Source organism: Mesorhizobium sp. M0408, from assembly GCF_040321495.1.
Lineage (GTDB): Bacteria > Pseudomonadota > Alphaproteobacteria > Rhizobiales > Rhizobiaceae > Mesorhizobium.
In genome coordinates this window covers 16,203-40,070 of sequence record NZ_JAMYRO010000044.1, presented here as the reverse complement: position 1 = coordinate 40,070, position 23,868 = coordinate 16,203, and the positions used below count along the sequence as shown (strand labels likewise).

General features: G+C 63.7%; 22 protein-coding genes. 9 read left to right on the top strand and 13 right to left on the bottom strand.

The annotated features are described in order from the left end of the window. Positions 1-441: 441 nt before the first annotated feature. The 9 genes from NKI67_RS31275 (at position 442) to NKI67_RS31235 (ending at position 8,716) form a co-directional block, all read left to right on the top strand. Complete coding sequence (locus NKI67_RS31275; RefSeq protein ID WP_352648640.1) at positions 442-1,269, top strand: AraC family transcriptional regulator; 828 nt, start codon at positions 442-444, stop codon at positions 1,267-1,269. A gap of 108 nt (positions 1,270-1,377) precedes the next feature. Then, the gene (locus tag NKI67_RS31270) at positions 1,378-1,821 is read left to right on the top strand and encodes an SRPBCC family protein (protein WP_352648639.1); all 444 of its coding nucleotides are present in this window, start codon (positions 1,378-1,380) and stop codon (positions 1,819-1,821) included. Between the two features lie 33 nt (positions 1,822-1,854). Then, positions 1,855-2,646, top strand: coding sequence for an FAD binding domain-containing protein (locus NKI67_RS31265; protein ID WP_352648637.1), 792 nt, complete (start codon positions 1,855-1,857; stop codon positions 2,644-2,646). Positions 2,647-2,695: 49 nt separating this feature from the next. Continuing rightward, positions 2,696-3,178 (top strand): (2Fe-2S)-binding protein, encoded by a 483-nt coding sequence (locus NKI67_RS31260; protein ID WP_352648635.1) that lies wholly within the window; start codon positions 2,696-2,698, stop codon positions 3,176-3,178. Positions 3,179-3,192: 14 nt separating this feature from the next. After that, a complete protein-coding gene (locus NKI67_RS31255) occupies positions 3,193-4,560 on the top strand; it encodes a xanthine dehydrogenase family protein molybdopterin-binding subunit (RefSeq protein WP_352648633.1) in 1,368 nt (455 codons plus the stop codon). A gap of 1 nt (position 4,561) precedes the next feature. Then, positions 4,562-5,566, top strand: coding sequence for a xanthine dehydrogenase family protein molybdopterin-binding subunit (locus NKI67_RS31250; protein ID WP_352648631.1), 1,005 nt, complete (start codon positions 4,562-4,564; stop codon positions 5,564-5,566). A gap of 9 nt (positions 5,567-5,575) precedes the next feature. Next, complete coding sequence (locus NKI67_RS31245; RefSeq protein ID WP_352648629.1) at positions 5,576-6,457, top strand: AAA family ATPase; 882 nt, start codon at positions 5,576-5,578, stop codon at positions 6,455-6,457. A 235-nt stretch (positions 6,458-6,692) separates the two neighbouring features. Beyond that, positions 6,693-7,829, top strand: coding sequence for a vWA domain-containing protein (locus tag NKI67_RS31240; RefSeq protein ID WP_352648627.1), 1,137 nt, complete (start codon positions 6,693-6,695; stop codon positions 7,827-7,829). Continuing rightward, complete coding sequence (locus tag NKI67_RS31235; protein ID WP_352648646.1) at positions 7,829-8,716, top strand: amidohydrolase family protein; 888 nt, start codon at positions 7,829-7,831, stop codon at positions 8,714-8,716. The genes NKI67_RS31240 and NKI67_RS31235 overlap by 1 nt, the downstream gene beginning before the upstream one ends. A gap of 220 nt (positions 8,717-8,936) precedes the next feature. Here the strand turns inward: NKI67_RS31235 and NKI67_RS31230 are convergent, their stop codons facing one another. From NKI67_RS31230 to NKI67_RS31170, 13 genes are all read right to left on the bottom strand, one after another. After that, positions 8,937-9,344, bottom strand: coding sequence for a carboxymuconolactone decarboxylase family protein (locus tag NKI67_RS31230; protein ID WP_352648625.1), 408 nt, complete (start codon positions 9,342-9,344; stop codon positions 8,937-8,939). A 369-nt stretch (positions 9,345-9,713) separates the two neighbouring features. Beyond that, on the bottom strand, positions 9,714-11,210 hold the full coding sequence (locus NKI67_RS31225; RefSeq protein WP_352648623.1) for a sugar ABC transporter ATP-binding protein: 1,497 nt from the start codon (positions 11,208-11,210) through the stop codon (positions 9,714-9,716). Further along, a complete protein-coding gene (locus NKI67_RS31220) occupies positions 11,210-12,268 on the bottom strand; it encodes a hypothetical protein (RefSeq protein WP_352648621.1) in 1,059 nt (352 codons plus the stop codon). Before NKI67_RS31220 ends, NKI67_RS31225 begins: the two co-directional genes overlap by 1 nt. Next, a complete protein-coding gene (locus NKI67_RS31215; protein ID WP_352648619.1) occupies positions 12,265-14,388 on the bottom strand; it encodes an ABC transporter permease in 2,124 nt (707 codons plus the stop codon). The genes NKI67_RS31220 and NKI67_RS31215 overlap by 4 nt, the downstream gene beginning before the upstream one ends. An 83-nt stretch (positions 14,389-14,471) precedes the next feature. Next, positions 14,472-15,497 (bottom strand): sugar ABC transporter substrate-binding protein, encoded by a 1,026-nt coding sequence (locus NKI67_RS31210; protein WP_352458300.1) that lies wholly within the window; start codon positions 15,495-15,497, stop codon positions 14,472-14,474. A 57-nt stretch (positions 15,498-15,554) separates the two neighbouring features. Beyond that, complete coding sequence (locus NKI67_RS31205) at positions 15,555-16,541, bottom strand: ABC transporter permease (RefSeq protein WP_352648617.1); 987 nt, start codon at positions 16,539-16,541, stop codon at positions 15,555-15,557. A 280-nt stretch (positions 16,542-16,821) separates the two neighbouring features. Further along, positions 16,822-18,264: a DHA2 family efflux MFS transporter permease subunit gene (locus NKI67_RS31200; RefSeq protein ID WP_352648615.1), complete on the bottom strand. Its 1,443-nt coding sequence runs from the start codon at positions 18,262-18,264 to the stop codon at positions 16,822-16,824. 226 nt (positions 18,265-18,490) lie between these two features. Continuing rightward, positions 18,491-19,291, bottom strand: a complete 801-nt coding sequence (locus tag NKI67_RS31195; protein ID WP_023675787.1) for a 3-methyl-2-oxobutanoate hydroxymethyltransferase — start codon at positions 19,289-19,291, stop codon at positions 18,491-18,493. Between the two features lie 37 nt (positions 19,292-19,328). Then, positions 19,329-19,643, bottom strand: coding sequence for a MocE family 2Fe-2S type ferredoxin (locus NKI67_RS31190; RefSeq protein ID WP_352648614.1), 315 nt, complete (start codon positions 19,641-19,643; stop codon positions 19,329-19,331). Between the two features lie 44 nt (positions 19,644-19,687). Continuing rightward, positions 19,688-20,776, bottom strand: a complete 1,089-nt coding sequence (locus NKI67_RS31185) for a fatty acid desaturase family protein (RefSeq protein WP_352648612.1) — start codon at positions 20,774-20,776, stop codon at positions 19,688-19,690. Between the two features lie 91 nt (positions 20,777-20,867). Beyond that, positions 20,868-22,049, bottom strand: a complete 1,182-nt coding sequence (locus tag NKI67_RS31180; protein WP_352465285.1) for an aldose 1-epimerase family protein — start codon at positions 22,047-22,049, stop codon at positions 20,868-20,870. A 34-nt stretch (positions 22,050-22,083) separates the two neighbouring features. Continuing rightward, positions 22,084-22,866, bottom strand: a complete 783-nt coding sequence (locus tag NKI67_RS31175) for an ATP-binding cassette domain-containing protein (protein WP_352648644.1) — start codon at positions 22,864-22,866, stop codon at positions 22,084-22,086. Continuing rightward, the gene (locus tag NKI67_RS31170; RefSeq protein WP_352621625.1) at positions 22,863-23,867 is read right to left on the bottom strand and encodes an ABC transporter permease; all 1,005 of its coding nucleotides are present in this window, start codon (positions 23,865-23,867) and stop codon (positions 22,863-22,865) included. Before NKI67_RS31170 ends, NKI67_RS31175 begins: the two co-directional genes overlap by 4 nt. Between the last annotated feature and the right edge of the window lies 1 nt (position 23,868).

Below are 23,868 nucleotides of genomic sequence, written 5' to 3'. Positions count from 1 at the left end.
CATGCGGCGCCTGCGCTTCTTCAACCTCGCCGCCAACCGCACGCAATGCATACTAGCCGCCTGCGCCTACAATCTGCGGACCATGGTCGGCGCCCTCTATCCACCTGGCGGAAAGCCGGCATGAGGAGGAGTCTGTCTAAAATCGGCCTAAAATCGCGGATCGGCCGGTCATGCCGTTCGATGCCATGCCAAGCCGTCGAAAACTGCTTTCCCGGCTTTCAAAAAAGCCCCATTAACTCACCAACCAGGATTTCGCTTCCCCGTGCAAAGGTCTCACAGGGGGAGAAGGGGACGCGCTCCTATCGCCGGGTCTGAAAATCCGCGGTGCGGCGCATGGCCGGCGCCCGGACGTGCACATCCGTCTTGACGCAAGCCCAAACTGCGCCGCACAATCGCTCGCAGCAGGCGAAGGGAGGCCAGTCGCCTGCGGGAGGATTACCCATGACGGAAGCGATCAGGCTCTACTGGGGCCGGTTCGGACATGTTTCTGTCCTGAACGTCGCCAGCGACTTCGTCACCCATGCCCATGTCGAGGCGCATATCATCATCTGGCTGGAAGGCACGGCCGGCGAGATGACCATCGGCCGCGAGACGGTACGGCTTGGACCGGGCACCGCCGCCGGCATCAATTCCTTCCAGCCGCACAGCCACGCTCTGTCCCGCGACGGCACGCCCGGCCTGTTCCTCGCCTTTTACATCGATCCGGACTGGGCTCGAAGGCGCCGCGAGCTGCCTGCCGCCGCGCCGCTGTTCTCCGCCCCGGCAATCACGCTCGAGCCTTGGCTGCACAAGGCAGCGGCCAACCTCCTCGATCATCTCAGCGACAATGAGAGCATCGACGACATCGCCAATTACGAGATCGAGCGCTTCATCGACAGCGTGCTCGACGCCGCCGACGCGTCCGCACCGCAGACCGTGCGCGCCCGCGTCAACACCATGCAGGACTTCCGCGTCCGCAAGGCGATCCAGCTGATGAAAGCCAATGTCTGCGAGCGTATCTGCTTCGACGACGTGGCGCGCAGCGTCGGCCTGTCGCGGCCGCATTTCTTCGCCCTGTTCAAGGAACAGACCAATCTGACGCCCAACGTCTATTGGAACACGCTGCGCATGGAGGAAGCGGTGCGGCAGTTACAGTGGTCGCAGGAGCCGCTGATCTCGGTCGCCTGCAATCTCGGCTTCACCACGCAAGGCAATTTCTCGCGCTTCTTCCGCGACCATGTCGGCGTCCCGCCGACGCTTTACCGCGAAGCGGCGCGGGCGATCAGCTGAGCGCCCGTTTTTTCAGACTATTTGATAGGCGTTCAAGACGCATTGATAAGCGCTGCCGAGCCTGCCGCCCTACCCTCCCAGGCAGCTGATTTGCAAGGGAACGATCATATGGCGAAAGTCACCATCTCCAGCGTCATCGACGCGCCGGTCGAAAAGGTCTGGGCGCGCATACGCGACTTCAACGGCCTGCCGAGCTGGCACCCGCGCATGGTCGAAAGCCATATCGAAGACGGCAAGGATGCCGGCACGATCGGCTGCGTGCGCAATTTCCAGCTCGCCAGCGGCGCGCGCCTGCGCGAAAAGCTGCTCGACTTCTCCGACGAGAACTTCCTCGTCAGCTACGCCATCCTGGAGACGCCGCAGCCGCTCACCAACCACAAGGCGACGCTGCAGTTGCGGCGGGTGACCGACGGCGACCGCACCTATGCCGAATGGACCGCCAGCTTCGACGCCGCTCCTGAGGAAGCCGATAAATTGGCCGAAGGCATGGGCGCCAATGTTTTCCAGGGCGGGTTCAACGCCCTGAAGAACCACTTTGCCGGCCAGAGTTGAATGACGGACTAAGCCCGAAAAAGGGAGCGTTCCATGACGCTTGCATTGCAGACTTTCGCGACGGTGAAGGACGCCAGCGCGGCGCTGAAAGCCGCCGGCGCCCGCTATCTCGGTGGCGGCACGCTGGTCGTGCGCGCCGTCAATGAAGGCGACGTGTCGATCTCCGGTTTCGTCAGGTCGACCGACCCGGCGTTGTCGGCCATCAGCGTCTCCGGCGGCACGGTCCGCATCGGCGCCTCGGTGACCATGGCGGCGATCGCCCGTCACCCGGATCTGGCCACTCTTGCCCACGCCGCGCGCGCCGTCGGCGGCCCGGCGATCCGCAACATGGCGAGCGTCGGCGGCAATCTCTTCGCGCCAACGCCTTACGGCGATTTCACCGTTGCGCTGCTGGCTTTGGATGCAACTGTCAGCGCCGATGACGGCGAGCTGCCGATTGAGACATTCCTCGCAAAGCGCGAAAGCAACCACGCCATCGTCACTGCGGTCGGCTTCACGATTCCGAAGGAAGGCGGCTTCTTCCTGAAAGTGTCGAGGGTCAAGCCAAAGGGCATTTCGGTGCTGAGCATCGCGACCGTGCTGGAGCACGCACCGGACGGCACCGTGTCGTCAGCGCGGATCGCGTTCGGCTGCATGGCCGACCGGCCGATCCGTGCCAGGGCGGCGGAGAAGGCCCTGATTGGCCGGGAACTCACGAGCGAGGGCATCGCACCGGCACTGGCTGTTGCCCGCGACGGCACTTCGCAGCGAACCGATCCGATCGCCAGTGCCTGGTATCGCAACGAAGTCCTGCCGGTCCATCTCGGCCGGCTGCTGCTCGCCTGAAAGACCGTGGCGCGTATGTCCGCCTGGCTGCGGCGCAAGGAGTAAAAAGATGGCAAAGGTCCCGGTTCAGTTCACGCTCAATGGTGCGGAAAAGGCCGAATTCATCGACAGCGGCACAACGCTGCTTCATGCGCTGCGCGACAAGATCGGCGACACCTCGCCAAAAGGCGGCTGCCACCAGGGCACTTGCGGCGCCTGCTCGGTCATCATCGACGGCGAGCTCAGGCTGTCCTGCCTGACGCTGGCCGAGACCTGCAATGGCGCGACTATCGCCACGACCACGGGGCTGGCGGAAGGCGGCGTGCTGCATCCGCTGCAACGCGCTTTCCTCGACGCCTTCGCGACCCAATGCGGTTTCTGCACGCCGGGCATGATCATGGCCGCCAAGGTGCTGCTCGACCAAACCCCGAACCCCAGCCGCGAGGATGTGGTCGAGGCACTGTCCGGCAATATCTGCCGCTGCACCGGCTACGAACCGATCATCCAGGCGGTGCTGAGCGCTGCGCGCTCCAATTCGCAGAACGCGGCTTGAGGGGAGTCAAAAAGATGGAACTCCGCAAGAGCTATTTCGCCGACCAGCGCAAGGACGATCTGCACGAGATCGGCCAGCCGCGGCCGCGTTCGGATTCGCCCGGCCATGTCACCGGCAAGACCGCCTATTTCGCCGACCGCAATTTTCCCGGCATGCTGCACCTGAAGATGGTGCGCAGCCCGCATCATCACGCCCGCATCCGCAGCATCGATACGTCAGAGGCGGAAAAGCACCCCGGCGTCGTCAAGGTGCTGACCGCCAAGGACGTGCCGCACAATGTCTACACCATCCTGATCCTGATCCAGATCGGGCCGGAGGACGAGACGGTGCTGGCCGACGGCAAGGTGCGCTGGAAGGGCGAGGCCGTGGTGGCGGTGCTGGCCGAGACCGAGCGCGCCGCCCAGGAAGCCGCCGCCAAGGTCAAGGTCGACTACGAAGTGCTGCCGGCCGTCTTCGACATGGAGGAAGCGCTGAAGCCCGGCGCGCCGATCGTCAATGAGTACCATGGCCGGAACTACTATCTCTACGATAGCGGCGAATGCCGCAAGGTGCGCTTCGGCGATGTCGAGGCAGGCTTTACAGGAGCCGACCACGTGCTCGAACAGACCTACCAGTCTTCACCGATCGAGCATGCGCCGACCGAAACGACCGGCTGCATCGTCGCGCCCGAGGGCAACGACCGCTTCACCTGCTACACCAACACACAGGCGATGTTCTTCACCCTCGATAACGCCTCGATCATCCTGCAGGTGCCCGGCAACAAGCTGCATTTCGTCGGCGGCACTGTCGGCGGCGGCTTTGGCGGCAAGGTCGACGTCATCGTCGAGCCGATCGCCATCCTTGGCGCCAAAATAACAGGACGACCGGTCTGTTTTATCTACAGCCGCGAGGAAGAGATGCAGATTTCCTCGCCGCGCGCCGCCGAGAAAGTCGTCATCAAGGACGGCGTCATGAACGACGGCCGCATCGTCGCGCGTAAAGTCACGGGCTACACCGATGCCGGCGCCTATTCGCGCCATTCGCCCTACGGCGCGCAGAAGGGCGCCGGCCATTATCCCGGCCCCTATACGATCCCGAACGTCTGGATCGACACCTACTGCGTCTACACCAACCGCACCCCGTCCTCGGCGATGCGCGGCTTCGGCGTCACCATCGGCGATTTCGCGCTGGAGGTACAGATGGACAAGCTCGCCCGGCTGATCGGCATGGACCCGCTCGAATTCCGTTTCATCAACGCCTATCGCGATGGCGACATGAAAGCACATCGGCAGCCGACCGAGGGGGCTGCGCTGATCGAGTGCATGCAGGAAGCCTCGCGCGCCGCCAACTGGCCCGTGGCAGAAAAATTCATGGCGATGTCGTCTTACGCGAAGGGAGTTTGAGATGGCGATCAGGCGCGGACGCGGAGTCGCCGCGATCAATTATCCGACCGGCATGAATCTCGGCGGCGACCCGACGCAGGCGCTGGTGCATTCGACGCCGACCGGCAATTTCATGGTCACGCTGTCGAGCGTCGACCTCGGCCAGGGCATGAAGCAGATCATGGCGCAGATCTGCGCCGAGACGATCGGCGTGCCGACCGACCGTGTCGTCGTAGACACCGCCGACACCGACACCGGCCCGCATTGCATGGGCACCTTCGCCTCGCGCGGCACGCACCGCGCCGGCAATGCCGTCATCCAGGCGGCCAGGGAAGCCCGCCAGGTGATGCTGGAAGTAGCGGCCGAGGAGCTGGAGGTGAATGCGTCGGACCTCGAGACCGACGGCCAGGGCAACATCCTGGTCAAGGGCGCGCCGCAGAAATCGATCTCGATCTTCGATGTCGCGCTGTCGGCGCATTTCAAGCGCGGCCGTTCGATTTCCGGCCGCGGCATGTTTTTGATCCCGCGCTCCTATCCGGAAAAGGAAACCGGCGCGATGAAGCCGTCGACCTGCTATGCGCATGCCTGCACGGTGGCCGAGGTCGAAGTCGACGACGAGACCGGCGAGGTCACCGTGCTGACGGTGAAGAACGTGTTTGAGATCGGCCGTGCGCTGAACCCGAAAATGGTCGAGCAGCAGCTCGTCGGCGGCTCATGGATGGGCATCAGCCATGCGCTCTACGAGACGACCGAACCCTATTATCCCAACCGCGACCATGGCGGCACCGATTTCAATCAGTATCTGATGCCGGGTCCTGGCGATGTCGCGCAAACCGAGGTCATCGTGCTGGAACGGCCCTCGGCCGACGGGCCGTACGGCGCCAAGGGGCCGGGCGAGATGTGCGCCAACCCGCAAATCCCGGCGGTGGCCAACGCCGTATTCGACGCGATCGGTGTGCGCATCGATACGCTGCCGATCACGCCGGAGCGCATCCTGCGGGCGCTGAAGGCGCAAGCATCGAACTGAGTGTTGGAAATGCCCAAGAGAAGTGCCGAGACTGTCGCGACATCGCCGGAGGCGGTGGCGTCGCGCCTCGCCGCCTCGCGCTATCTGGCCGACGAAAGCCTGGCCACCGCCATCTTCCTGGCGATAAGGCTGGGCAAGCCGCTGCTGCTCGAAGGCGCACCGGGCGTCGGCAAGACAGAGGCCGCAAAAGCGATAGCCGAGGTGCTCGGGCGCGACCTCGTGCGGCTGCAATGCTACGAGGGCATCGACGCCGCGCATGCGCTCTATGAGTGGAACTACCAGCGCCAGTTGCTCGCCATCCGCCATGCCGGCGAGCACGAGGTCGACATCTACGACGACCGTTTTCTCATCGCGCGGCCGCTGCTGCAGGTGCTGAAGGCACCGGAAAAGCGCGTGCTGCTGGTCGACGAGATCGACCGCTCGGACCATGAGTTCGAAGCGTTGCTGCTGGAATTCCTCTCCGATTTCCAGATAAGCATTCCCGAGCGCGGCACCATTCGCGCGACGGCCCAGCCGATCGTCATCCTGACCTCGAACCGCACCCGTGAACTGGCCGAAGCTCTGCGGCGGCGCTGCGTCTACCACTGGATCACCTATCCCGACGCCGGGCGCGAGGCCGAGATCATCATGCTGCGCGCCGGCGATGTCGCCGAGGCCACGGCTCGCGCCGTTGCCTCGGCCGTGCGCGACATTCGCGCCCGTCCGTTGGCCAAGCCGCCAGGCATCGCCGAGGCGGTTGAATGGGCCAATGCCGCGACCATACTCGAAAAGGGCGGCAGGCCGTGGCCGGAAGCGTTTCGCCGCGCCATCGGCGTGCTGATCAAGGACGAGGAGGACCTTTCCTGCATCGCGCCGGAGCTCGGCAAGATTGTCGAGGAGGCGCTGGCGTGAGCCGGGAAGTCGGCAATCCCCTCCTCCCGTCCATTCCGCAACGTTGGCGGGACAGCACCCCCCTCTGTCCTGCCCTCTTTGCCACCACTTGGCATCCCCCTCTCAAGGGGGGAGATCAGATGTCATCCCGGCTTTCGCTAAACTCCAACATTGCAGAAATGAGCGGAGCGTCAAAGCTGCCAATCTCCCCCCTTGAGGGGGAGATGTCCGGTAGGACAGAGGGGGGCGCGAAGGAATGATGCGGGGAGAAAGCTTGCCGCGCGCCGCAACCCCAATGCTCGGCTTCGGCCGGCTGCTCCGCCGCTATGGCTTTGCTGTCGCGCCGGAGCAGGTATCAGACTTCATGCAGGCCGTAACCCTGCTCGGGCCCCGCTCGATGAACGACATCCGCGAGGCGGCTCTTGCCACGTTGGCGCCACCGCCCAACCGCCGCGACGAATTCGAGGCGCATTTCCGGAGCCATTTCTATGGGGACGCCGCGGCGCTGGTCGAAGGCGAGGCCGACGAGGAAACCCGCATCAAGGACGATGGTGCAACGGGCGAAGAAGAAATCGAGGTGGTCCGCCAGGAGCAAGGCGGCGAACTGTCTTCGGCCAGCGAACAGTTGAGCGTCCGCGAGTTCCATCGCGATAGCGACGGGCTTGCCGCCTTCCGCCGCAAGCTCGCCACCGCGTTGCCCGCCCGCCGTTCTTTCCGCACGGTGCGCACGAATGCCCGCGGCAAGCTCGACCTGCGCCGCTCGCTGCGCGAAATCGTCAGTGCCGACGGCGATATCCCCTCGCCGCTGCTGCGCCGGCGGCAGACAGTGCCGCGCAAGCTTCTCATGCTGATCGACGTGTCCGGCTCGATGAAGCTCTACACATCGGACTATCTCAAGCTGGCACACGCGGCGGTGCAAGGCGCCGACCGGGCGGAGGTCTTCACTTTCGGCACACGGCTGACCCGTATCACCTCGGCGCTGCGCATTCGCGACCGCAATCAGGCGCTGGCCCGCGCCGCTGCCCAGGTCGACGACTGGGACGGCGGCACCCGCATGGGACCGACGCTGCTCGCGTTTCTATCGGTGCCGCGCTTCTCCGCCTTTGCACGCGGGGCGGCGATCATTATCCTGTCGGATGCGCTGGAGCGCGGCGACCATACCGAGCTGGAGACCGCGATGCGCCGGCTGAGCGCCCGCGCCTTTCGGCTTTCGCTGGCGACGCCGTTGGCCGGCGATCCGCGTTTTCGGCCGGCCACGGCAGCACTTCGCGCCATCCTGCCGGTGCTTGACGATCTCATCGACGGCTCATCCATTACCGGCCTCACCGAGTTCATCCTGTCGCTCGCCCGCCCAGCTCCGGCGGCCGCGGCAATCTGGAAGAGGGTTTCGTGATGCAGAAGGCGATCGACGCGCATTTCCACATCTGGCGCCAAAAGGACCAGCCATGGCTGGTCGGGCCGATGGTGCCGCGCATCTTCGGTCCTTACGAGCCGATCCGCCGCGACTATCCGATCGAGGAATTCCTCGCTGACCAGCAAGGTTCAGGCGTCGAGAAGGCGGTCTATGTCCAGACCAACTGGGCCAAGGAGGATTTCGAGAAAGAGGTCGCCTTCCTGCAGAAGACCGCGGAAGAAACCGGCTGGCCGCACGCCATCGTCGGCTATTCCGACATGACGGTGGACGATATCAGGCCCCAGATCGACCGGCTGATCAAATACCCTCTGCTGCGCGGCGTGCGCATGCAGCTGCACTGGCACGGAACGCCGGCCTTCCGCTTCGCCGCCTCGGCCCATCAGGTCATCGACCCGAAGGTGCGGGCCAATGTCGCGCGGCTCAAGGATTACGGCCTGTCCTTCGACCTGCAGCTTTTCCCCGCCCAGATGAAGGATGGGCTGACGCTCGTCGGCGAGAACCCCGAGACGAATTTCATCCTCACCCACGCCGGCATGCTGACCGACATGGAGCCGGAGACCACCGAGGCGTGGAAGTCCGGCCTGCGCACGCTGTCAGCGGCGCCCAATCTCTATGCAAAGCTGTCCGGCCTCGGCACCTTCGTCCACCGCAACGACCCGGCGCTGATCGCCTATATCGTCGACAACGCCATCGACATCCTCGGCAGCGACCATTTGATGTTCGGCTCGAACTTCCCGATCGAGAAGCTGTGGACCAGCCATGCCGAACTGATCAAGGCGCACCGGGAGGCGGTGGCGAAACACGGCGCGGCCGCCGAGGCCGATATTTTCTGGAACACGGCGGAGCGGGTCTACCGGCCGGTGTGAGGCGCGCACGCCTCCCCTTCTCCCCCTGTGGGAGAAGGTGGATCGGCGCGAAGCGCCGAGACGGATGAGGGGTGTTGGAAGGAACGCGACGGAGGAAATGTAAAGCAATTTAAGCACTTACGCTTTCAATGCCGCGATCCGTCCAGCACCCCTCATCCGACCGAGCTTCGCTCGGCCACCTTCTCCCACAAGGGGAGAAGGGAAGGCGCCGCGCCTCGCCTCACCTCACCTCGAACTGCGGATCGACCGGGATCTGCAGCGCTGCCACCATCTGGTTGGTTTGCCCGGCCAGCCCGATGATCGACACCAACTCGCCATGCTGCGCGTCGGTCATGCCTTTGGCCCGCGCTGCGGCGGTGTGCGAGTGGACGCAATAGGAGCAGCCATTGGCGGTCGAGACGGCGATGTAGATCATCTCCTTGGTAAGCGGATCGATGGCGCTGTCGGCGACCATCACCGCCTTGAGCTGTTCCCAGACCCGCTTCAGCGACGCCGGATCATTCGCCAGCCCGCGCCAGAAATTGTTGACGAAGTCGGATTTGCGCGTCGCGCGGATATCGTCGAACACCGCCTTGACAGCGGGAATGGCCTCGACCTCGGCATCGGTCAGAAGTCTTGTGGTGGCCATGGCTTGGTCCTTTCGCTTTGAATCGTTATGCAAGGTCGTTGAATCAGGTCGGGAGAAAAGGCGGCTAACCGCCTTGGATGAATCAGCAATTGACGCGCTGAGGCAAGACCGTAAGGCTGGCCGAGGCCCCTCACCTTCGTCATCCCTGGGCGAAGCAGGAGCGAAGCTCCGTCGCGGAGACCCTGGGATCCATGCCGTGACCTTAGCCGAAGAACGCAGCGAAACAGAATTCTGCACCGCAGCAGCGCTCTGGTGTAGCGGCATGGATCCTGGGGTCTGCGCCGCGTCGCTGCGCTCCTTGCTTCGCCCCAGGATGACGAATGGATTGGCGACTCGGCCAATTGTCGAAGTACGCATCGCCCCGGGAACCTAATGCACCGCCGCGTACATGATCTTCTCCTCTGTCGCCTCGGCAGGCGAGAACTCCTCGACAATGCGGCCTTGCCGGCAGACCAGGATGCGGTCGGACAGGTTCATGATCTCCGGCAGGTAGGACGAGATGACGACGACTGCGAGGCCTTCATCGGCCAGCCCGTTGATGATCTGGTGGATCTCGGCGATGGCGCCGACATCGACGCCGCGTGTCGGCTCGTCGAAGATGACGATGCGCGGCTTTTGCACCAGCCCCTTGCCGATCACCACCTTCTGCTGGTTGCCGCCGGAAAGCTCGACCACGCGCGCATTGTCGTTGATCGCCTTGACGTTCAGCGTCCTGGTCCATTCGGCCGACAGCGCCCGCATCTCCTGCGCATTGATTACCCAGCTCTTTTCCCGCCCCGCCGCCAAAAAGCCGCCGAACAGGTTCTCGGCGACGTCCATCGTCTCGAAAATCCCCTCGCTTTTGCGATCTTCGGTGACATAGACGATGCCGTCCGCCACCGCCTCGCTCGGCACGAGATAGCGCACCGGCCGGTCGTGCAGTTCGATGCTGCCGCCGCGCAGGAAGTCGCGCTTGTAGATGCCGGAGACGATCTTGAACGTCTCGGTGCGGCCCGAGCCGATCAGCCCGAACACCCCGGTGATCTCGCCCTCGAAGATCGAGAAGGAATTGTTGCGCACGACATTGCTCATCGAGATGTCCTGCACCGACAGCACCTTCTTGCCGGGCTTGCGCAGCTTGGTCTCGTCGCGCTGGCTGTAGAGCTGCCCCGACAGCGTGCGCCCGACCATCGCCGCGACGATCCTGTCGCGATCGAAAGCGGCGGTATCGTCGGTGATCACCAGCTCACCGTCGCGCAGGATGGTGATGCGGTCGGCGATATCAAGCGCCTCTTCGAGCGCATGGCTGATGAAGACGATCGACACGCCCCTTGCCTTGAGCCGGCGGATCAGCGCGAAGAAGTGCCGCTTTTCCTCTGGCGTCAGCGTCGCCGTCGGCTCGTCGAAGATGATGATCTCGGCATTGTGGTGGACGGCGCGGGCGATCTCGACCATCTGCCGCTTGGCCGCGCCCAGCGTCGCCACCATGGCATTGGGATCGACGGGAAAATTCAGCGACTGCAGGAACTGCTGCGCCGAGATGTAGGTGCCGCGCAGCCGGTTGAGAAAGCTCTCCGTGCCGAGATAGAGGTTCTGCGCCACCGTCATCGACGGCACCAGGCTGGTTTCCTGGAACACCATGGCGATGCCGGCTTCAAGTGCCGCATGCGGCGAGGCGTAGGCGATCTCCTGGCCGTTGTGGAACATCTTTCCCGATGTCGCGTCGACAACGCCGGCGATGATCTTGGTCAGCGTCGATTTTCCTGCACCGTTCTCGCCGAGCAGCGCGTGGATCTCACCCTTGCGCAGCTCGAAGCTGACATTCTTCACCGCGGGCACACCGCGATAGGTCTTGGTCACGTTTTCCAGGCGGACGATCGGTTCCATCAGCGATGCCCTCCTGAAGCCAGATCGATGGCCAGCAGGCAATCGCCGCCTTTCGAGGCAATGAACAGGCGACCGTCTGTCTCCGCCACGCTGCAGATGCCGTGGCGCGTGCCGTTGGCGCGGCTGTGCAGGCTGTACTGCGGCCGCATCTCCCGATCGAGCCTGACCACCAGCCCGTAGGAGCGGCTCGGCGACCATGGCTTGTGGATGCCCATGGTGCGGATGCCGCCGCATTGCAGCGGCTCGAGGAAGCTGCGGTTGGAGGCGAGTGCCGGCGCGATCCAGTGTTGCGGCGACACTTGCGCCAGCATGTCGTTTCGATAGTGCTTTTCCTGCAGCACGAATTCGATCAAACGGTTGCGGGGCGCAAACAGCGCCAGCCAGGCACCGCCATCGGCGGCGGGCGATAGCCGCGCGGGATAGCCGGGCAGATGCGCCAGCACCGTCGAGCGGCTGCCTGTCGCGCCGTCGAAGCGGACGAGTTGGTGCCGCCAGCTCTCGCCGACCAACACGTCCTTGCCGGTTGGATGCAGCCCATAGGGAAAGGCGATGTCACCGGCGAGCTTGCGGAATTCGCTGCCTGCCGGATCGCGCCTCCACAGCGAACCCGACGCACCCTTCTTCATCAGATCGGCGGCCCATTCCAACGGCGCGTGTTCGGCCGAGCCATTGGCCAGCCAAAGCGTGCCATCTTCCGCATAGGCGAGTGCTGTGATGCAGCGGATCTCGGCCGGCAGGGCGGCCTCCTTGCCTGCAATCAGCAGCCTGCCGCTTTCGAGCCCGACCGTCAGTTCGCCGGCGGGCGAGCGCGCGATCGCGGTGACGCGGGAGGGAAATGTCTCAACCATCTTTGGCGCGCCACCGGCGGCGGCCGCGTAGACGGCATTGCCGCTGGAGGCCAGCAGCCGGCCGTCGGCGACCAGCAGATTGTCGGGCTCGGTCAGATCGGCAAAAGCCGGCGCATCGTCCAGCAGCGTATTCGGCCTGAAGGCACCGTCTAGCGGCGGGATTGTCACCGCCTTGCCGCGGAAGATGTCGAGGATCGGGTCCAGCATCATGCCTTTGCTCCCCAATAGGAAGCAGGGCTGGTCCAGTTCGGGTCGGCCCCGGCAATCCGGTAGCGGCCGATCCGATTGTTGAGGATACCGCCGACGAACAGAAAACCTTTGTGCTCGCGCATCGAAGTCACCATCGGATGCGCGGCGCCCGACAGGTCGCCCATCGCCTCGACGATGCCGCCCTTCTCGTTGAATTTCACCACACCGCCGGTGTTGATGTTGGGGAACAGCCATTCGTCCTGCGGCAGCCGGCGCGTCATGCGCTTGCGCATGTCGGGGTGGCGCAGCGACAGGTCGAAGCTCGGCGTGCGCATGCCGAGCCAGGCCATCCAGTAATTGCCGTCGGAGGCACGGTTGATGTTGTCGGGGTAGCCAGGCATGTCGCGGATGACGCATTCGGCAACGCCCGCCTTCGGCCCTTCCAGCCAGTAGCGGTGCACGCGGCAGGCCCAGCTTTCGGCGAAGAACAGCGACTTGCCGTCATGCGCCATGCAGACGCCGTTGGTGTAACGGTAGCCGTCGAGCAATGTCTCGGTCGAACCGTCCTTCGGATCATAGACGAGCAGCCGCCCGGTGGCGCGGTTCTCGATCGAGTCCAGCGCCCAGTCGTGCGCGTCATAGCGCTTGGTGGAATCGGTGAAGTAGATGCGGCCGCCCGGCGCGATGTCGCAATCATTTGGGTCGCGCAGCCGCGCATCGTCGACGATCGAGGTCCAGGAGCGCGACGTTTCCGCCGAAAGCCGCTTCACCTCGCGCTGCGGCGAAACCGAATAAAGCCCCATCGCGCCGACGCAGCTGATCAGATTGCCTGTTTTGTCGAAGGCCAGGCCGAGTGGAAAGCCGCCAATATGCGCAAAGACCTCCGAGCGTTTGTAGTCCGGCGCGAAGAAGCGGACGATCTCGCCATGCCTGGTGCCGCAATAGAGATGGTCGTCGCGGTCGAGGATGACGTCTTCCGGCCCTTCCAGCTCGCCGAGCCCGATATGGTCAGCCTCAGATAGCCGGTTGTCGAGCTCGTAAGGCGTGCCCGAGCCCGGCGTCGCCGACTGCGTTGCGCCCATCTTCAGGTAGACCGGCGCGACATAGACCTCGTCCAGCACCTTGTGGCGGTTCTTCAGCCAGCGAATGTCGATGGTGACGGCGACGGCCAGCATGATGCCGAGCACCATCTGGTTGGTGCCGGTACCATAGCCCAGCCGGATCAGCCCGTTGGTCATCGTCAGCACGATGATCGCGCCCATCAGCCCCTTGATCACCGAACCGCGACCGCCGCCCAGGCTGACGCCGCCGACGACCGCCGCTGTCAGTGCCATGACCTCGAGGTTGAGGCCTGTGCCCGGCCCTGCCCCGCTCAGCCGGCAGGCGATGAGGAAGCCGCCGAGCGAGGCGCAGAAGCCGGAAAACACATAGGTCATGAATACGGTGCGGCGCACGCGGATGCCGGCATTGTGGGCCGATCGCCGCGACCCGCCCACCGCCTGCACATGCCAGCCGGGCCGCGAGCGCGTCAGCGCGACATGCGTAATAATCGCCAGAATAATCGCCGCCCACACCGCAACCGACAGGCCCCAGAAGGTGTCGTCGCCGATGAAGTCCAGCACATCCGATGTGGCATCGGAAAGCTGGACGTCGGCGGCATAAGTGGTGACTAAAATGTCGAACAGCGCCCGCCCGAAAATGAAGGTGACCAGCGTCGTCAGGAACGCGCGCAGCCTGAAATAGCCGATCAGGTAACCGTTGATCGCGCCGAACAGCAGGCCGGTGGCGATCGAGGCGGCCAGCGCCAACCACACCGATTGTTCGAGGATGAAGAAGACGAACACGGCGGAAAAGCAGGACAGCGCGAAGATCGAGCCGACCGAAAGGTCGATGCCGCCGCCAAGCATGACCACCGTCATACCGGTGACGACCAGCGAGAATTCGCCGAGCTGGCGGGTCGATTCCTGCAGCGACATCGGCTTGAAGAAGCCGGGAATGATCGAACCGAACACGCCGAGCGTCGCCACCAGCGCCAGGAACGGAATGGCGTTGTCGGTCCAGCGTTTGCTGAGGATCTCGCCGACGAGGTGGTCGGGCACGAGATTGTAGCGCCAGGATTGAAGGCGTTCGCGAAAGGACATCGGTTGCTGCTGCCACTCAAGAGAGAAAGAGGCGGCCGAACCCGGTCCGGCCACCTCGTCGATGCTTGCAACGGACCCGCCGTTTACTTGGCCGCAGCTTGGGCTTGCAGTGCTTTCAAGTCCCAGCAGCTGTCTGGCTTGAGGTCGGCCTTGGTTGTCGCCTTCTCCAGCGTGTAGATGTAGGTGTGCGAGGTGCCGGCCGGCTGGCCACTCTGCAACAGGAACTTGATCACGGCGTTCATGTCGCCCGACTGGCGGGCAAGGTCGGTCATCACCACCGCGCCATAGGTGCCATCCTGCAGCTTGTCGCAGTCAGCGGTCTTTTCGCCACCGCCGGTGGTGACCAGAAAGACTTTGCCCTCGAGCTTGGCATCGCGGATCGCAGCAGATGCGCCCGTCGCGTCGCCGTCCCAGAAATCGATGATGGCGCAGATGTCGGGGTTCTGCTGCAGCATCGTGGTCGTCACGTTTCGCGAGGTCGTCGCATCCCAGTTGGAGTCCGGCTTGGCCACGACCTTGAAGTCGGGATTCTTGTCCAGGACCTTCATGATGCCGGCATATTGGTAGAGGCTCGACGAGTTGGCCTGGTCGCCCTGCACCAGCCCGATCTTCTTGGACGAGTTCGGCCCACAACCCTTGATCGCCGCTTCGGCTTCCAGCTGGCCGAGCCGATCCCAGTCGCTGCCGACAAAGGCATCGGCCGGGAAGTTTGCCGGATTGTCGACCAAAAGGACATAGGTGCCGGCCGCCTGCGCCTTCTTCATCAGCTTGGCATAGGAGTTGAGGTCCGGCGAATGGATGATCAGCACGTCCGGCCTGGCGTCCGACGAGATAGCGTCGGTTATCGCCTGCGCGCCGGCATCGACCACCCAGTTCGGGTCACGCGTCTCGAACACGCCGCCCCAGGCCTCGACCTCCGTCTTCAGGTAATGCGCCCAGCCCTGTGCCAGGTCGAAGCCCATCGCCATCGGTACCAGCATCACGCGCTTGCCCTTGAGTGCTTGCGAATAGGCGCCCGGACCCGGATCTTCGGCCGCGAAGCCTGGCGCCACGAAGGCGGAGGCGGCAAGCGCTGCCGCGGCAGCCATAAACGTCCTGATGATTTTCATGTCACATCCTCTGGTTTGGTATGTCGTTCGCGGCCGGCCCCAACCGTTCGCGTCAATCTAAATGTCGCCTTGCTGCGCGGTCTGCTCGTCGCGCGGATTGATGAACCCATCAACGATGATCGCCGCCAGCAGGATCGCGGCCTTGATCAGGTTCTGATAGAGCAGCGGAATATCGATGATGGTCATGGCGTTGAGCAGGATGCCAATCAGCGCGGCACCCACCAGCACGTTGCGCACCCCGCCCCGCCCGCCAGACAGACCGATGCCGCCGATCACCGCCACCAGCACGATGTCGTAGAGCAGCGTGGAATTGACGATGCGGGTGTTGATCGAATGCAGGCTGGCGGCGGTGAGCAGGCCGGCCACCAGCGAGACCAGGGCCGACAGCACGTAGCGCAGCACCAGCATCGGGCGCACTGGAATGCCGATGTTGCGCGCGGCGACCGGGTTGTCACCGGCGAAATAGACGTAGCGGCCCCATTTGGTGTAGCGCAGGAACAGGAAGAAGGCGAAAGCCAGCCCGGCGAAGACAAACACCTCGACCGGGATGTCGAGGAAACGCAGCCCGCCCAGAAGCTCGACCCAATGGCCGGGCGGCACCGGCACGGCGTCCTGCGTGATCAGTTGTGAACGCACATAGCCGAAGACGAAGGATGCGGTCGCCAGCGTCACGAAGATCGCCGGAACCTCGGCGTAGGCGACCAGGATTCCGTTCAACAGCCCGATGGCGAGAACGCCAGCGAGCACATAGGCGAAGGCCAGCCCGTCGGATGTTCCCGAATTCAGCAGTTGCAGATACCAGGCGACCGACATCGCCATGATCGCCACCGCCGACAGGTCGATGCCCCTGCCGATAATGACGACCGCCATGCCGAGCGCCAATATGCCCAGCACCGAGACCGAGCGCACGATGGCAACAAGATTGTTCGAGTTGATAAACCCGGGCAGTCCGATGGTGGCGGCAATGAACAGCACAACCGCGATGGCAAAGACAATGCCCTCCTGGTTCAGGCTTCTCCAGTTTAGCCAGCCGGTCGCGTTCATTGCCCGCTTTCACCCGCGATGGCTACGCCCTGCTCCCTCTGCGGCCATCGGAACGAAAGCTAATCGGCTCAAGACCAATTCGTCAAATGAATCCGCGCATTGCAGGCCGGCTTGCGAGGAAATTCCGCGGTTGGACGCACCTATTGGCGAGGCTGGCGCAATGCCAGGAACTCAAGCACTTTTGCAATTAACCGTGCCGATCGGAGCGCTCGCAAAAGTTTGTTCCACAACGAGCGAAGCAGGCAGAATTTATGTCCGCGATCGCCGCTGGATTCCCGCGTCAAATCCGCAAAGCATGGCCCGAGACCTCGGCGCCGGCAGCGTTCGGTAACGCCAGAAAGCGGAACGAGGCGACGAGCCCGATTGCGCCGATCGCCACGAAGGCAAGTCGGAAGTCGACGAGATCGAGCGCCGCAGCGCCCCTGGCGATCTGCGACAGGTTGAGCAGTGCCGCGGCGACCGCTACGCCGAACAGCATCGCCACCTGCTGCAGCATGCTGGACAACGTCGCCGCCGAGCTGCGCTGCGGTGAGGCCACATCGGCGAAGGCCAGCGTGTTCAGCGCGGTGAACTGCATCGAGCGCGACAGTCCGGCGATCAGCATCAGCGCCACCACCAACGCTTGCGGCGTCTGCGGCGAAAGCGCCGCGCAGGCCATGATCGACAAAGAGGCGATCACCCCGTTGACGATCAGCACCGGACGGAAGCCGAAGCGCCTCAGCGTCGGCGTCGTCACCGCCTTCATGCCGAGATTGCCGAGGAAATAGGCCAGGATCATCATGCCGGCATCGACCGGGCTCAGGCCGAAGCCGACCTGGAACAAAAGCGGCAGCAGGAACGGCGTGGCGTTGATGGCGATGCGGAAGATCGTGCCGGCCGACAGCGTCGAGATGGCGAAGGTCTGCACCTTGAAAGCTGTGAGATCGAGCAGCGGATGGTTGGCGCGTCGCAGATGCCGCACCGCCAGCCAGCCGACCAAAATGCCCGTGCCGAGCAGCGCCACGGTCGGCAACATACCCTCTTGCGGATGCGCGATGCGCTCGAGGCCATAGAGCATCGCGGCGAGCCCCACCGAGGTCAGCAGGAAGCCCGGCCAGTCGAGCGGCTTGGCCCCAGCTTCGCGGTCCCCAGGAATGAAGCGGGCAACCAGCGCCAAACCGGCAACCCCAAGCGGAATGTTGATGAAGAAATTCCAATGCCAGGAGAGATAAGTGGTGATGAAGCCGCCAAGCACCGGCCCGACCACCGGCGCAAACAGCGCCGGCCAGGTGATCAGCGCCGTGGCGTTGAGAAGCTCGGATTTCGGCGCGTTGCGCAGCACCAGGATGCGGCCGACCGGCGTCATCAGCGCGCTGCCCAGGCCCTGAACCGCGCGTGCGGCGACAAACTCGGCCAGGTTCTGTGAGATGCCGCAAACGAGCGAGGCCAGCGTGAACAGGGCAATCGCCACGAGGAAGATGTTGCGCGCGCCAAAACGGTCGGCAAGCCAGCCGGACAGCGGCACGAACACCGCCATGGTCAGCATATAAACGGTGATGCCGATGCTCATCGCCACCGCCGGCACGCCGAAGGATTCTCCCATCTGCGGCAGCGAGGTCGAGATGATGGTCGAATCCAGAAGCTGCATGAAAAAGGCGACGGCGACGATCAGCGCCACCCGCCGAGCTTGCCGCGCCGCCGGCGCGGTTTCGGGCAAGGCTTTGTTTTCGGGAATGGCGGTCATGCACAGAACTGTCCGAAGGGGAATCTTCTCCCGCTCCATCGGCAACCGCACAATTGTCCGGCAAACCGATGACGCACCGGTTTCAACAGCATCTGGCCGGTGCCGTCCAGACCTGGTCCAACAAACTTTCGTGTGGCATCGCAGCCGGCCATGCGATGACCTGGCCCTGGCGCCGAACCGGCCTTTTACGATCCGCGATGACGCTTTGTGCCGCAGCCGGCGTATCTTATGCGGCTTCGATCTTCTCCAGGAACAGGCTGAGCTGGTCCGGGTCCATGTGCACGACGTGCCTGTCTTCGGGATACGCCAGGCTGTTCACATCGGCGACATATTCGGAGAAGGCAGCGATGCGTTCGGCCTGCAGGCGATCGTATTCGGCGGCGAAATTGCGATAGACCTTGGAATGGCGCGGCATGTGGCCACGGTTCTGGCCGAGGATGTCGTCTGCGAACAGATACTGCGCGTCACAGCCGGTGCCCGCTCCCATCGACAGCATGATCAGCGACGTCCGTTCCGAGATCGCCTTGGCCACTTCCACCGGCACCACTTCGATCTCGGCGCCGATCGCGCCGGCGGCCTCCAGTTGCTTCACCGCTTCGAACACCTGCATGGCGGTGTCGGCGGTCTTGCCGACAGCCTTGAAGCCGCCGGTCCAGGTGGCGCGTGACGGGATGAGGCCGACATGGCCGATTACCGGAATGGCGTCGTCGGCCATCCGCTTGATGGTGGCATAGCCGGCGCTGCAGTAGACCGCATCGGCGCTGGCCTTGTAGAGCCGGAACGCCCAGCGGACGAAATCGTCGGCGGTGCCGATCTCGAAGAAATTCTCGCCCGGCATGGTGAACAGGCTGGGTGCCGCATCGCGGTATTGCGGATTGAGCACCAACTCCGGCGGCACCGAGACGATATCGACGCCGGCGCGTTCGGCGGCCTCGGCCTCGTCCATCGTCAGCACGCGCAGCATCGTCAGCTGCCGCTTGCCCTTCATGGCACGCAGATCTGCGACGGTCGGTCTTTTCCGGCTCATGGATTTTGGTTCCTTTTGCTACGTGACAGAAGGCCGGTCAGGCGATCTGGATCATCACCTTGCCAGCTTCGACCTTGACTGGATAGGTCGCGAGATTGACGCAAACGGGAGCGCCCTTCGCCTGCCCGGTCTTGTAATTGAAGCGGCCATTGTGCTTGGGGCATTCGATGATGTCGTCCATGACAAGCCCATCGGCCAGATGCGCCTTCTCATGCGTACAAAACCCATCGGTGGCGAAGAATTCATCGTCCGGCGAACGGTAGATCGCGAAGGTGCGGCCGCCATGGTCGAAGCGGATGACGTCTTCCTCGTCGACATCGTCCACGGCGCACGCTTCGACCCAATCGGTCATTCTATATCTCTCCTGAAATTTTCTGCATGGCGCCGGTGCGGTGCCTATTCAGCCGCCGCCGACATGTTCACTTCGTGGAATTCGCCACGATAGGGCCGTGCGGTTGGCGGCAGTTCGCGCTTGAGGAAATAATCCTCGTATTTGAGCTGCCTGAGCAGGACAGGCCAGACCTCGCGATAGGCATGCCATATCGACGGGTTCGGTTCCGGCAGATCGTGCTTGATCAATTCATGCAGCCTGGGCAGCGCGTGATAGGGCACCATCGGAAACATGTGGTGCTCGACGTGGTAGTTCATGTTCCAGTAGATGAACCGGCTGATCGGGTTCATGTACACGGTACGGGTGTTGAGCCGGTGATCGACGACGTTGTCGGCCAGACCGATGTGTTGCAGCAGGCCGGTCATCACCATGTGCCAGGTGCCGTAGAGGCGCGGCACGCCGATGAGCACCACCGGTATCCACGACCGCATGAAAAGGGCGAGCGCAATCGTGGCGATGTAGATGGCGATATGCCAGCGCGCCGCGATGACGGCCCTGTGCTGTTCCATCTCGGGAACATAGCTTTTCTCGTCGGGCGTCAGCTTGCCGAACGCCTGGCGTACCAGTGCCGGAAGCGAATAGCGAAAATCGAGGATGCCGGTGAAAGCCAGCGCCGCACGCAAAAGGTCCGGCGGGCGCATCACGGCGATCTCGGCGTCGCGGCCGACGATGATGGTGTCGGTGTGGTGGCGGGCATGGCTCCAGCGCCAGGTCACCGGGTTGCGCATCAGCATGAAGCTGGCGATCTGGTAGACGACATCGTTCATCCAGCGCGTGCGGAAGGCAGTGCCATGGCCGCATTCGTGCCAGCGCGAGTCGCTGGACGAGCCGTAGAGCACGCCGTAGACGAAGAAGAACGGCACGCACCACCAGGTACCCCGGAAATAGATGGCGCCGGCGGCCGAGCCGAGGATGGCGACGATCCAGATGATCGTGTCGCGGATCGCCGGGCCGTCTGAGCGCTGCATCAGCTCCTTGATCGCCTTGCGGGGGACATCCGTGTGGTACCACTCCGCCGAGGCCAGTCCCGTCTCGATCGCCCTGCGCGTGCTTTCGCCGACCAGGCTGTAATCGCGCTTTACCGTGCCAGCCATTGTGACCTCCAATTCCCGATCGGCCGCGAGCCCTCCCCGCTCCGGCCGGAGCCAGCCTCCCAACTGGTGTCCCGTATCGTCTTCGCCATTATCACGACCTGCCTCCAAGAACAGGAAAATGGCCCGACGGCTGGGGATAATCCTGCTGCGGCTGCCTGGCGATTGCCGCGATCCGGCTCTCGGCGACGGCGATCTCGCCGGCGCCGTCGAGAACCCGGAAAACGGCATTGTAGGAGCGGCTCTCGCCATGCTCCAGCCAGATCATCTCGCCGCGTTCGCGCGCCGCCAGATTTCCCAGCACATGATGCGTCGAGGGCTCGATCCCAAGCGCGTACTGCCCGGCCTGGAAATTCTGCCATTGATAGGCGCAGGGCAATTGGTCCTTGCGCGTGACCACCTCGAAGCCGAGGCCGAGCCTATCGTTGACCACCGCCACCGGGACTTCGCCGGCGCTGTCGGCGCCGAGTTCGTGCTGCCAGACCTGTTCCTTGAATCCCGGTTGCGGCGCCGGCACCGTGCGGTAGCCGACCTTCTGCGCTTCATAGCGCTCGCCGGCATGGCCTGCCCAGACGACGTCGCGGATCGGCGCCAGGTAGCGCGCGCCCTCGTCGAGCACCGGATGGCTGACATTGATGTGGTAGAAATACATATGCGGCGTACGGTTGAAACCGTGATTGACGACACGGTCCGAAAGCCGGATCTCGTTGCCGCCGACATTGGCCTCGATCCGCCGCAGCAGGTGCAGATCTTCGCCGAATACAGTCGATTGCTGGACGATGCCTTCGGCCCACAACACGCAGCGGTCGCCGTCCCAGGTCTCGCCATAGCCGGTCAGCCGCGCCGGAATGGTGCTGACGCGGCCGTGCAGCGAATGGCGCACCGTCTTCTTCGGCGGGTAGTTGTAGGTATCGGCCGGTACTTCGTTCATGAACAATATATGGTCGAGGCCGCAGGTCAGCAGAAGGCCGGAAAACGACCGCGCCCACGCCAATCCCTCCTCGCCTTCATACTCGTGCAGGCCGGGATGGCGAAAACCGCTCGGCGAGTGCCAGCCGATCGCCTGGCCTTTGAAGTCGCAGTCGGCGATATCGAGCGCCCGGTCGACCAGCGCGGTGAAGCGCAGGCCGGAGCCGGTGCGGAATTCGAGCATGCGGATGCCGCGCTCGACGCCGTCGCCAAGCGTCATCAGCCGCACGCCGGCGAACTGCGACAGCATGCCGGACCGTTCCGAGACCTGCCGGCGCGACAGCGTCTTGCCGTAAAGCTCTACCATGTGACGGCCAGTTCTTTCACTTTGCTCCCGTCCTTCACTTCGCTCTCGTCTCCTTGAGCAGGGCCGACATGTCGGCGCCGGTGATGATGCTTTCCACGGTCAGCAGATCGGTGCCGGCGACGGTCTGCTCGGCGACGATCTCGCCGCGGCGCATAACGATGATGCGATCGGCGACCTGGAAGACGTGATGGATGTTGTGGGTGATCAAAAGCACCGAGTGACCGGCGTCGCGCACTTCCTTGACGAAGCGCAGCACGCCGTGCGTTTCCTCGACGCCGAGATTGTTGGTCGGCTCGTCGAGGATGATGACCTTGGCGGCGAACTGCATGGCGCGCGAGATGGCGATCGACTGACGCTCGCCGCCTGACAATGTGCTGACCAGCGCATCGGCGTCGAGTTTCTTCGAGATGCCGACGCGCTTCAATAGAGCCGACGCAGCATCGCGCAATCGAGCGAGATCGAGCGGCGCGAACACGCCAAGCCATTTGAGATTGACCGGCTCGCGGCCGAGGAAAAGATTGCGCGCGATGCTGAGATCGGGAGCCAGCGAGGTGTCCTGGTGGATGGTCTCGATGCCGAGATCCATCGCGTCGCGCGTCGAGCGGATGGAGACCTTCTGGCCGCGCACATAGATGTCGCCGCGATCGACGGGAAACACGCCCGAGATCGCCTTGATCAGCGTCGATTTGCCGGCGCCGTTGTCACCGAGCAAGGCCACCACTTCGCCCTCGTTGAGCGTGAAGGAGGCGCTCTTCAGGGCGCGGACGCTGCCGAAGGATTTTTGCAAATTCTGCAGCCGAAGCACTTCCATGGTCAGCTCCTGGCGGCGTTCTTCTGCAGCAAAGCGTGCAGGATGAGCATGGCAAGGATGATGACGCCGACGAAGATGTTGTAGGCGAGCCCAGGCACGCCGATCAGCACGATGCCGTTGCGGATGCTGCGCAGCATCAGCGCGCCGACGATGGTGCCTAGGATGGTGCCGCGCCCACCGGTCAGCGCAGTGCCGCCGACCACCACCATGGCGATCACTTCGAGCTCGTAGCCGGTGCCGGCCACCGGCGAGGCGGCAGAGATGCGAAAGGCGCTGATCATGCCGGCGAGACCGGCAAGCACCGAGGTCAGGATGAACAGCCAGATCTTGACCGCATCGGCCGGCACACCGCGCGCTACGGCGGCGTTACGGTTCGAGCCGATAGCGCTGATCCAGTTGCCGAGCTTGGCGTAGTGCAGCACATAGATCGCCAGTAGCGACAGGCCGATGAACCACCACAGCGAGGTATAGAAACGGAACGTTCCGATATTGAAGCTGCCGGCCAGCAGCGTCACGAAGAAGCCCGGCTGGTTCCAGGATTTCAGCGGAAAGCCTTGGGTGATGTAAAGCGCTGCCCCACGCACGACGAGCAGCATCGACAGTGTCACCAGGAAGGACGAGATGCCGATCTTGGTGACGATCAGCCCGTTGATCGCACCGATCGCTATGCAGAGCAGCAGGCCGGCCAGCAGCGCGAGGCCAATATCAAACCCGCCGTTCTGCACCAGCAGCATGACGACGACCGGCGCCAGCCCGAATACGGCACCGACCGAAAGGTCGAACTCGCCCGCCGTCAGAAGCAGCGTCATGCCGAGGGCGATGATGCCGAGCTCGGGCAGGAACGCCATCATGTTGGAGATGTTGAGCGGCGACAGGAAATTCGCGTCGGCGATCGCGAACACCGCAAGCAGGACAATCAGGATGACGAGCGAAGAGAACTGCGGCGAGCGCATCAGGCTCGACCTGCGTTTGGCACGCGGCATTTCCTCTTCTGCGGCAATTGTCATG

What these genes read in the sequence shown, in the direction of transcription:
- NKI67_RS31275 (WP_352648640.1), top strand. Translation starts at nt 442, where the DNA reads ATGACGGAAGCGATCAGGCTCTACTGGGGCCGGTTCGGACATGTTTCT.
- NKI67_RS31270 (WP_352648639.1), top strand. Translation starts at nt 1,378, where the DNA reads ATGGCGAAAGTCACCATCTCCAGCGTCATCGACGCGCCGGTCGAAAAG.
- NKI67_RS31265 (WP_352648637.1), top strand. Translation starts at nt 1,855, where the DNA reads ATGACGCTTGCATTGCAGACTTTCGCGACGGTGAAGGACGCCAGCGCG.
- NKI67_RS31260 (WP_352648635.1), top strand. Translation starts at nt 2,696, where the DNA reads ATGGCAAAGGTCCCGGTTCAGTTCACGCTCAATGGTGCGGAAAAGGCC.
- NKI67_RS31255 (WP_352648633.1), top strand. Translation starts at nt 3,193, where the DNA reads ATGGAACTCCGCAAGAGCTATTTCGCCGACCAGCGCAAGGACGATCTG.
- NKI67_RS31250 (WP_352648631.1), top strand. Translation starts at nt 4,562, where the DNA reads ATGGCGATCAGGCGCGGACGCGGAGTCGCCGCGATCAATTATCCGACC.
- NKI67_RS31245 (WP_352648629.1), top strand. Translation starts at nt 5,576, where the DNA reads ATGCCCAAGAGAAGTGCCGAGACTGTCGCGACATCGCCGGAGGCGGTG.
- NKI67_RS31240 (WP_352648627.1), top strand. Translation starts at nt 6,693, where the DNA reads ATGATGCGGGGAGAAAGCTTGCCGCGCGCCGCAACCCCAATGCTCGGC.
- NKI67_RS31235 (WP_352648646.1), top strand. Translation starts at nt 7,829, where the DNA reads ATGCAGAAGGCGATCGACGCGCATTTCCACATCTGGCGCCAAAAGGAC.
- NKI67_RS31230 (WP_352648625.1), bottom strand. Translation starts at nt 9,344, where the DNA reads ATGGCCACCACAAGACTTCTGACCGATGCCGAGGTCGAGGCCATTCCC.
- NKI67_RS31225 (WP_352648623.1), bottom strand. Translation starts at nt 11,210, where the DNA reads ATGGAACCGATCGTCCGCCTGGAAAACGTGACCAAGACCTATCGCGGT.
- NKI67_RS31220 (WP_352648621.1), bottom strand. Translation starts at nt 12,268, where the DNA reads ATGATGCTGGACCCGATCCTCGACATCTTCCGCGGCAAGGCGGTGACA.
- NKI67_RS31215 (WP_352648619.1), bottom strand. Translation starts at nt 14,388, where the DNA reads ATGTCCTTTCGCGAACGCCTTCAATCCTGGCGCTACAATCTCGTGCCC.
- NKI67_RS31210 (WP_352458300.1), bottom strand. Translation starts at nt 15,497, where the DNA reads ATGAAAATCATCAGGACGTTTATGGCTGCCGCGGCAGCGCTTGCCGCC.
- NKI67_RS31205 (WP_352648617.1), bottom strand. Translation starts at nt 16,541, where the DNA reads ATGAACGCGACCGGCTGGCTAAACTGGAGAAGCCTGAACCAGGAGGGC.
- NKI67_RS31200 (WP_352648615.1), bottom strand. Translation starts at nt 18,264, where the DNA reads ATGACCGCCATTCCCGAAAACAAAGCCTTGCCCGAAACCGCGCCGGCG.
- NKI67_RS31195 (WP_023675787.1), bottom strand. Translation starts at nt 19,291, where the DNA reads ATGAGCCGGAAAAGACCGACCGTCGCAGATCTGCGTGCCATGAAGGGC.
- NKI67_RS31190 (WP_352648614.1), bottom strand. Translation starts at nt 19,643, where the DNA reads ATGACCGATTGGGTCGAAGCGTGCGCCGTGGACGATGTCGACGAGGAA.
- NKI67_RS31185 (WP_352648612.1), bottom strand. Translation starts at nt 20,776, where the DNA reads ATGGCTGGCACGGTAAAGCGCGATTACAGCCTGGTCGGCGAAAGCACG.
- NKI67_RS31180 (WP_352465285.1), bottom strand. Translation starts at nt 22,049, where the DNA reads ATGGTAGAGCTTTACGGCAAGACGCTGTCGCGCCGGCAGGTCTCGGAA.
- NKI67_RS31170 (WP_352621625.1), bottom strand. Translation starts at nt 23,867, where the DNA reads ATGACAATTGCCGCAGAAGAGGAAATGCCGCGTGCCAAACGCAGGTCG.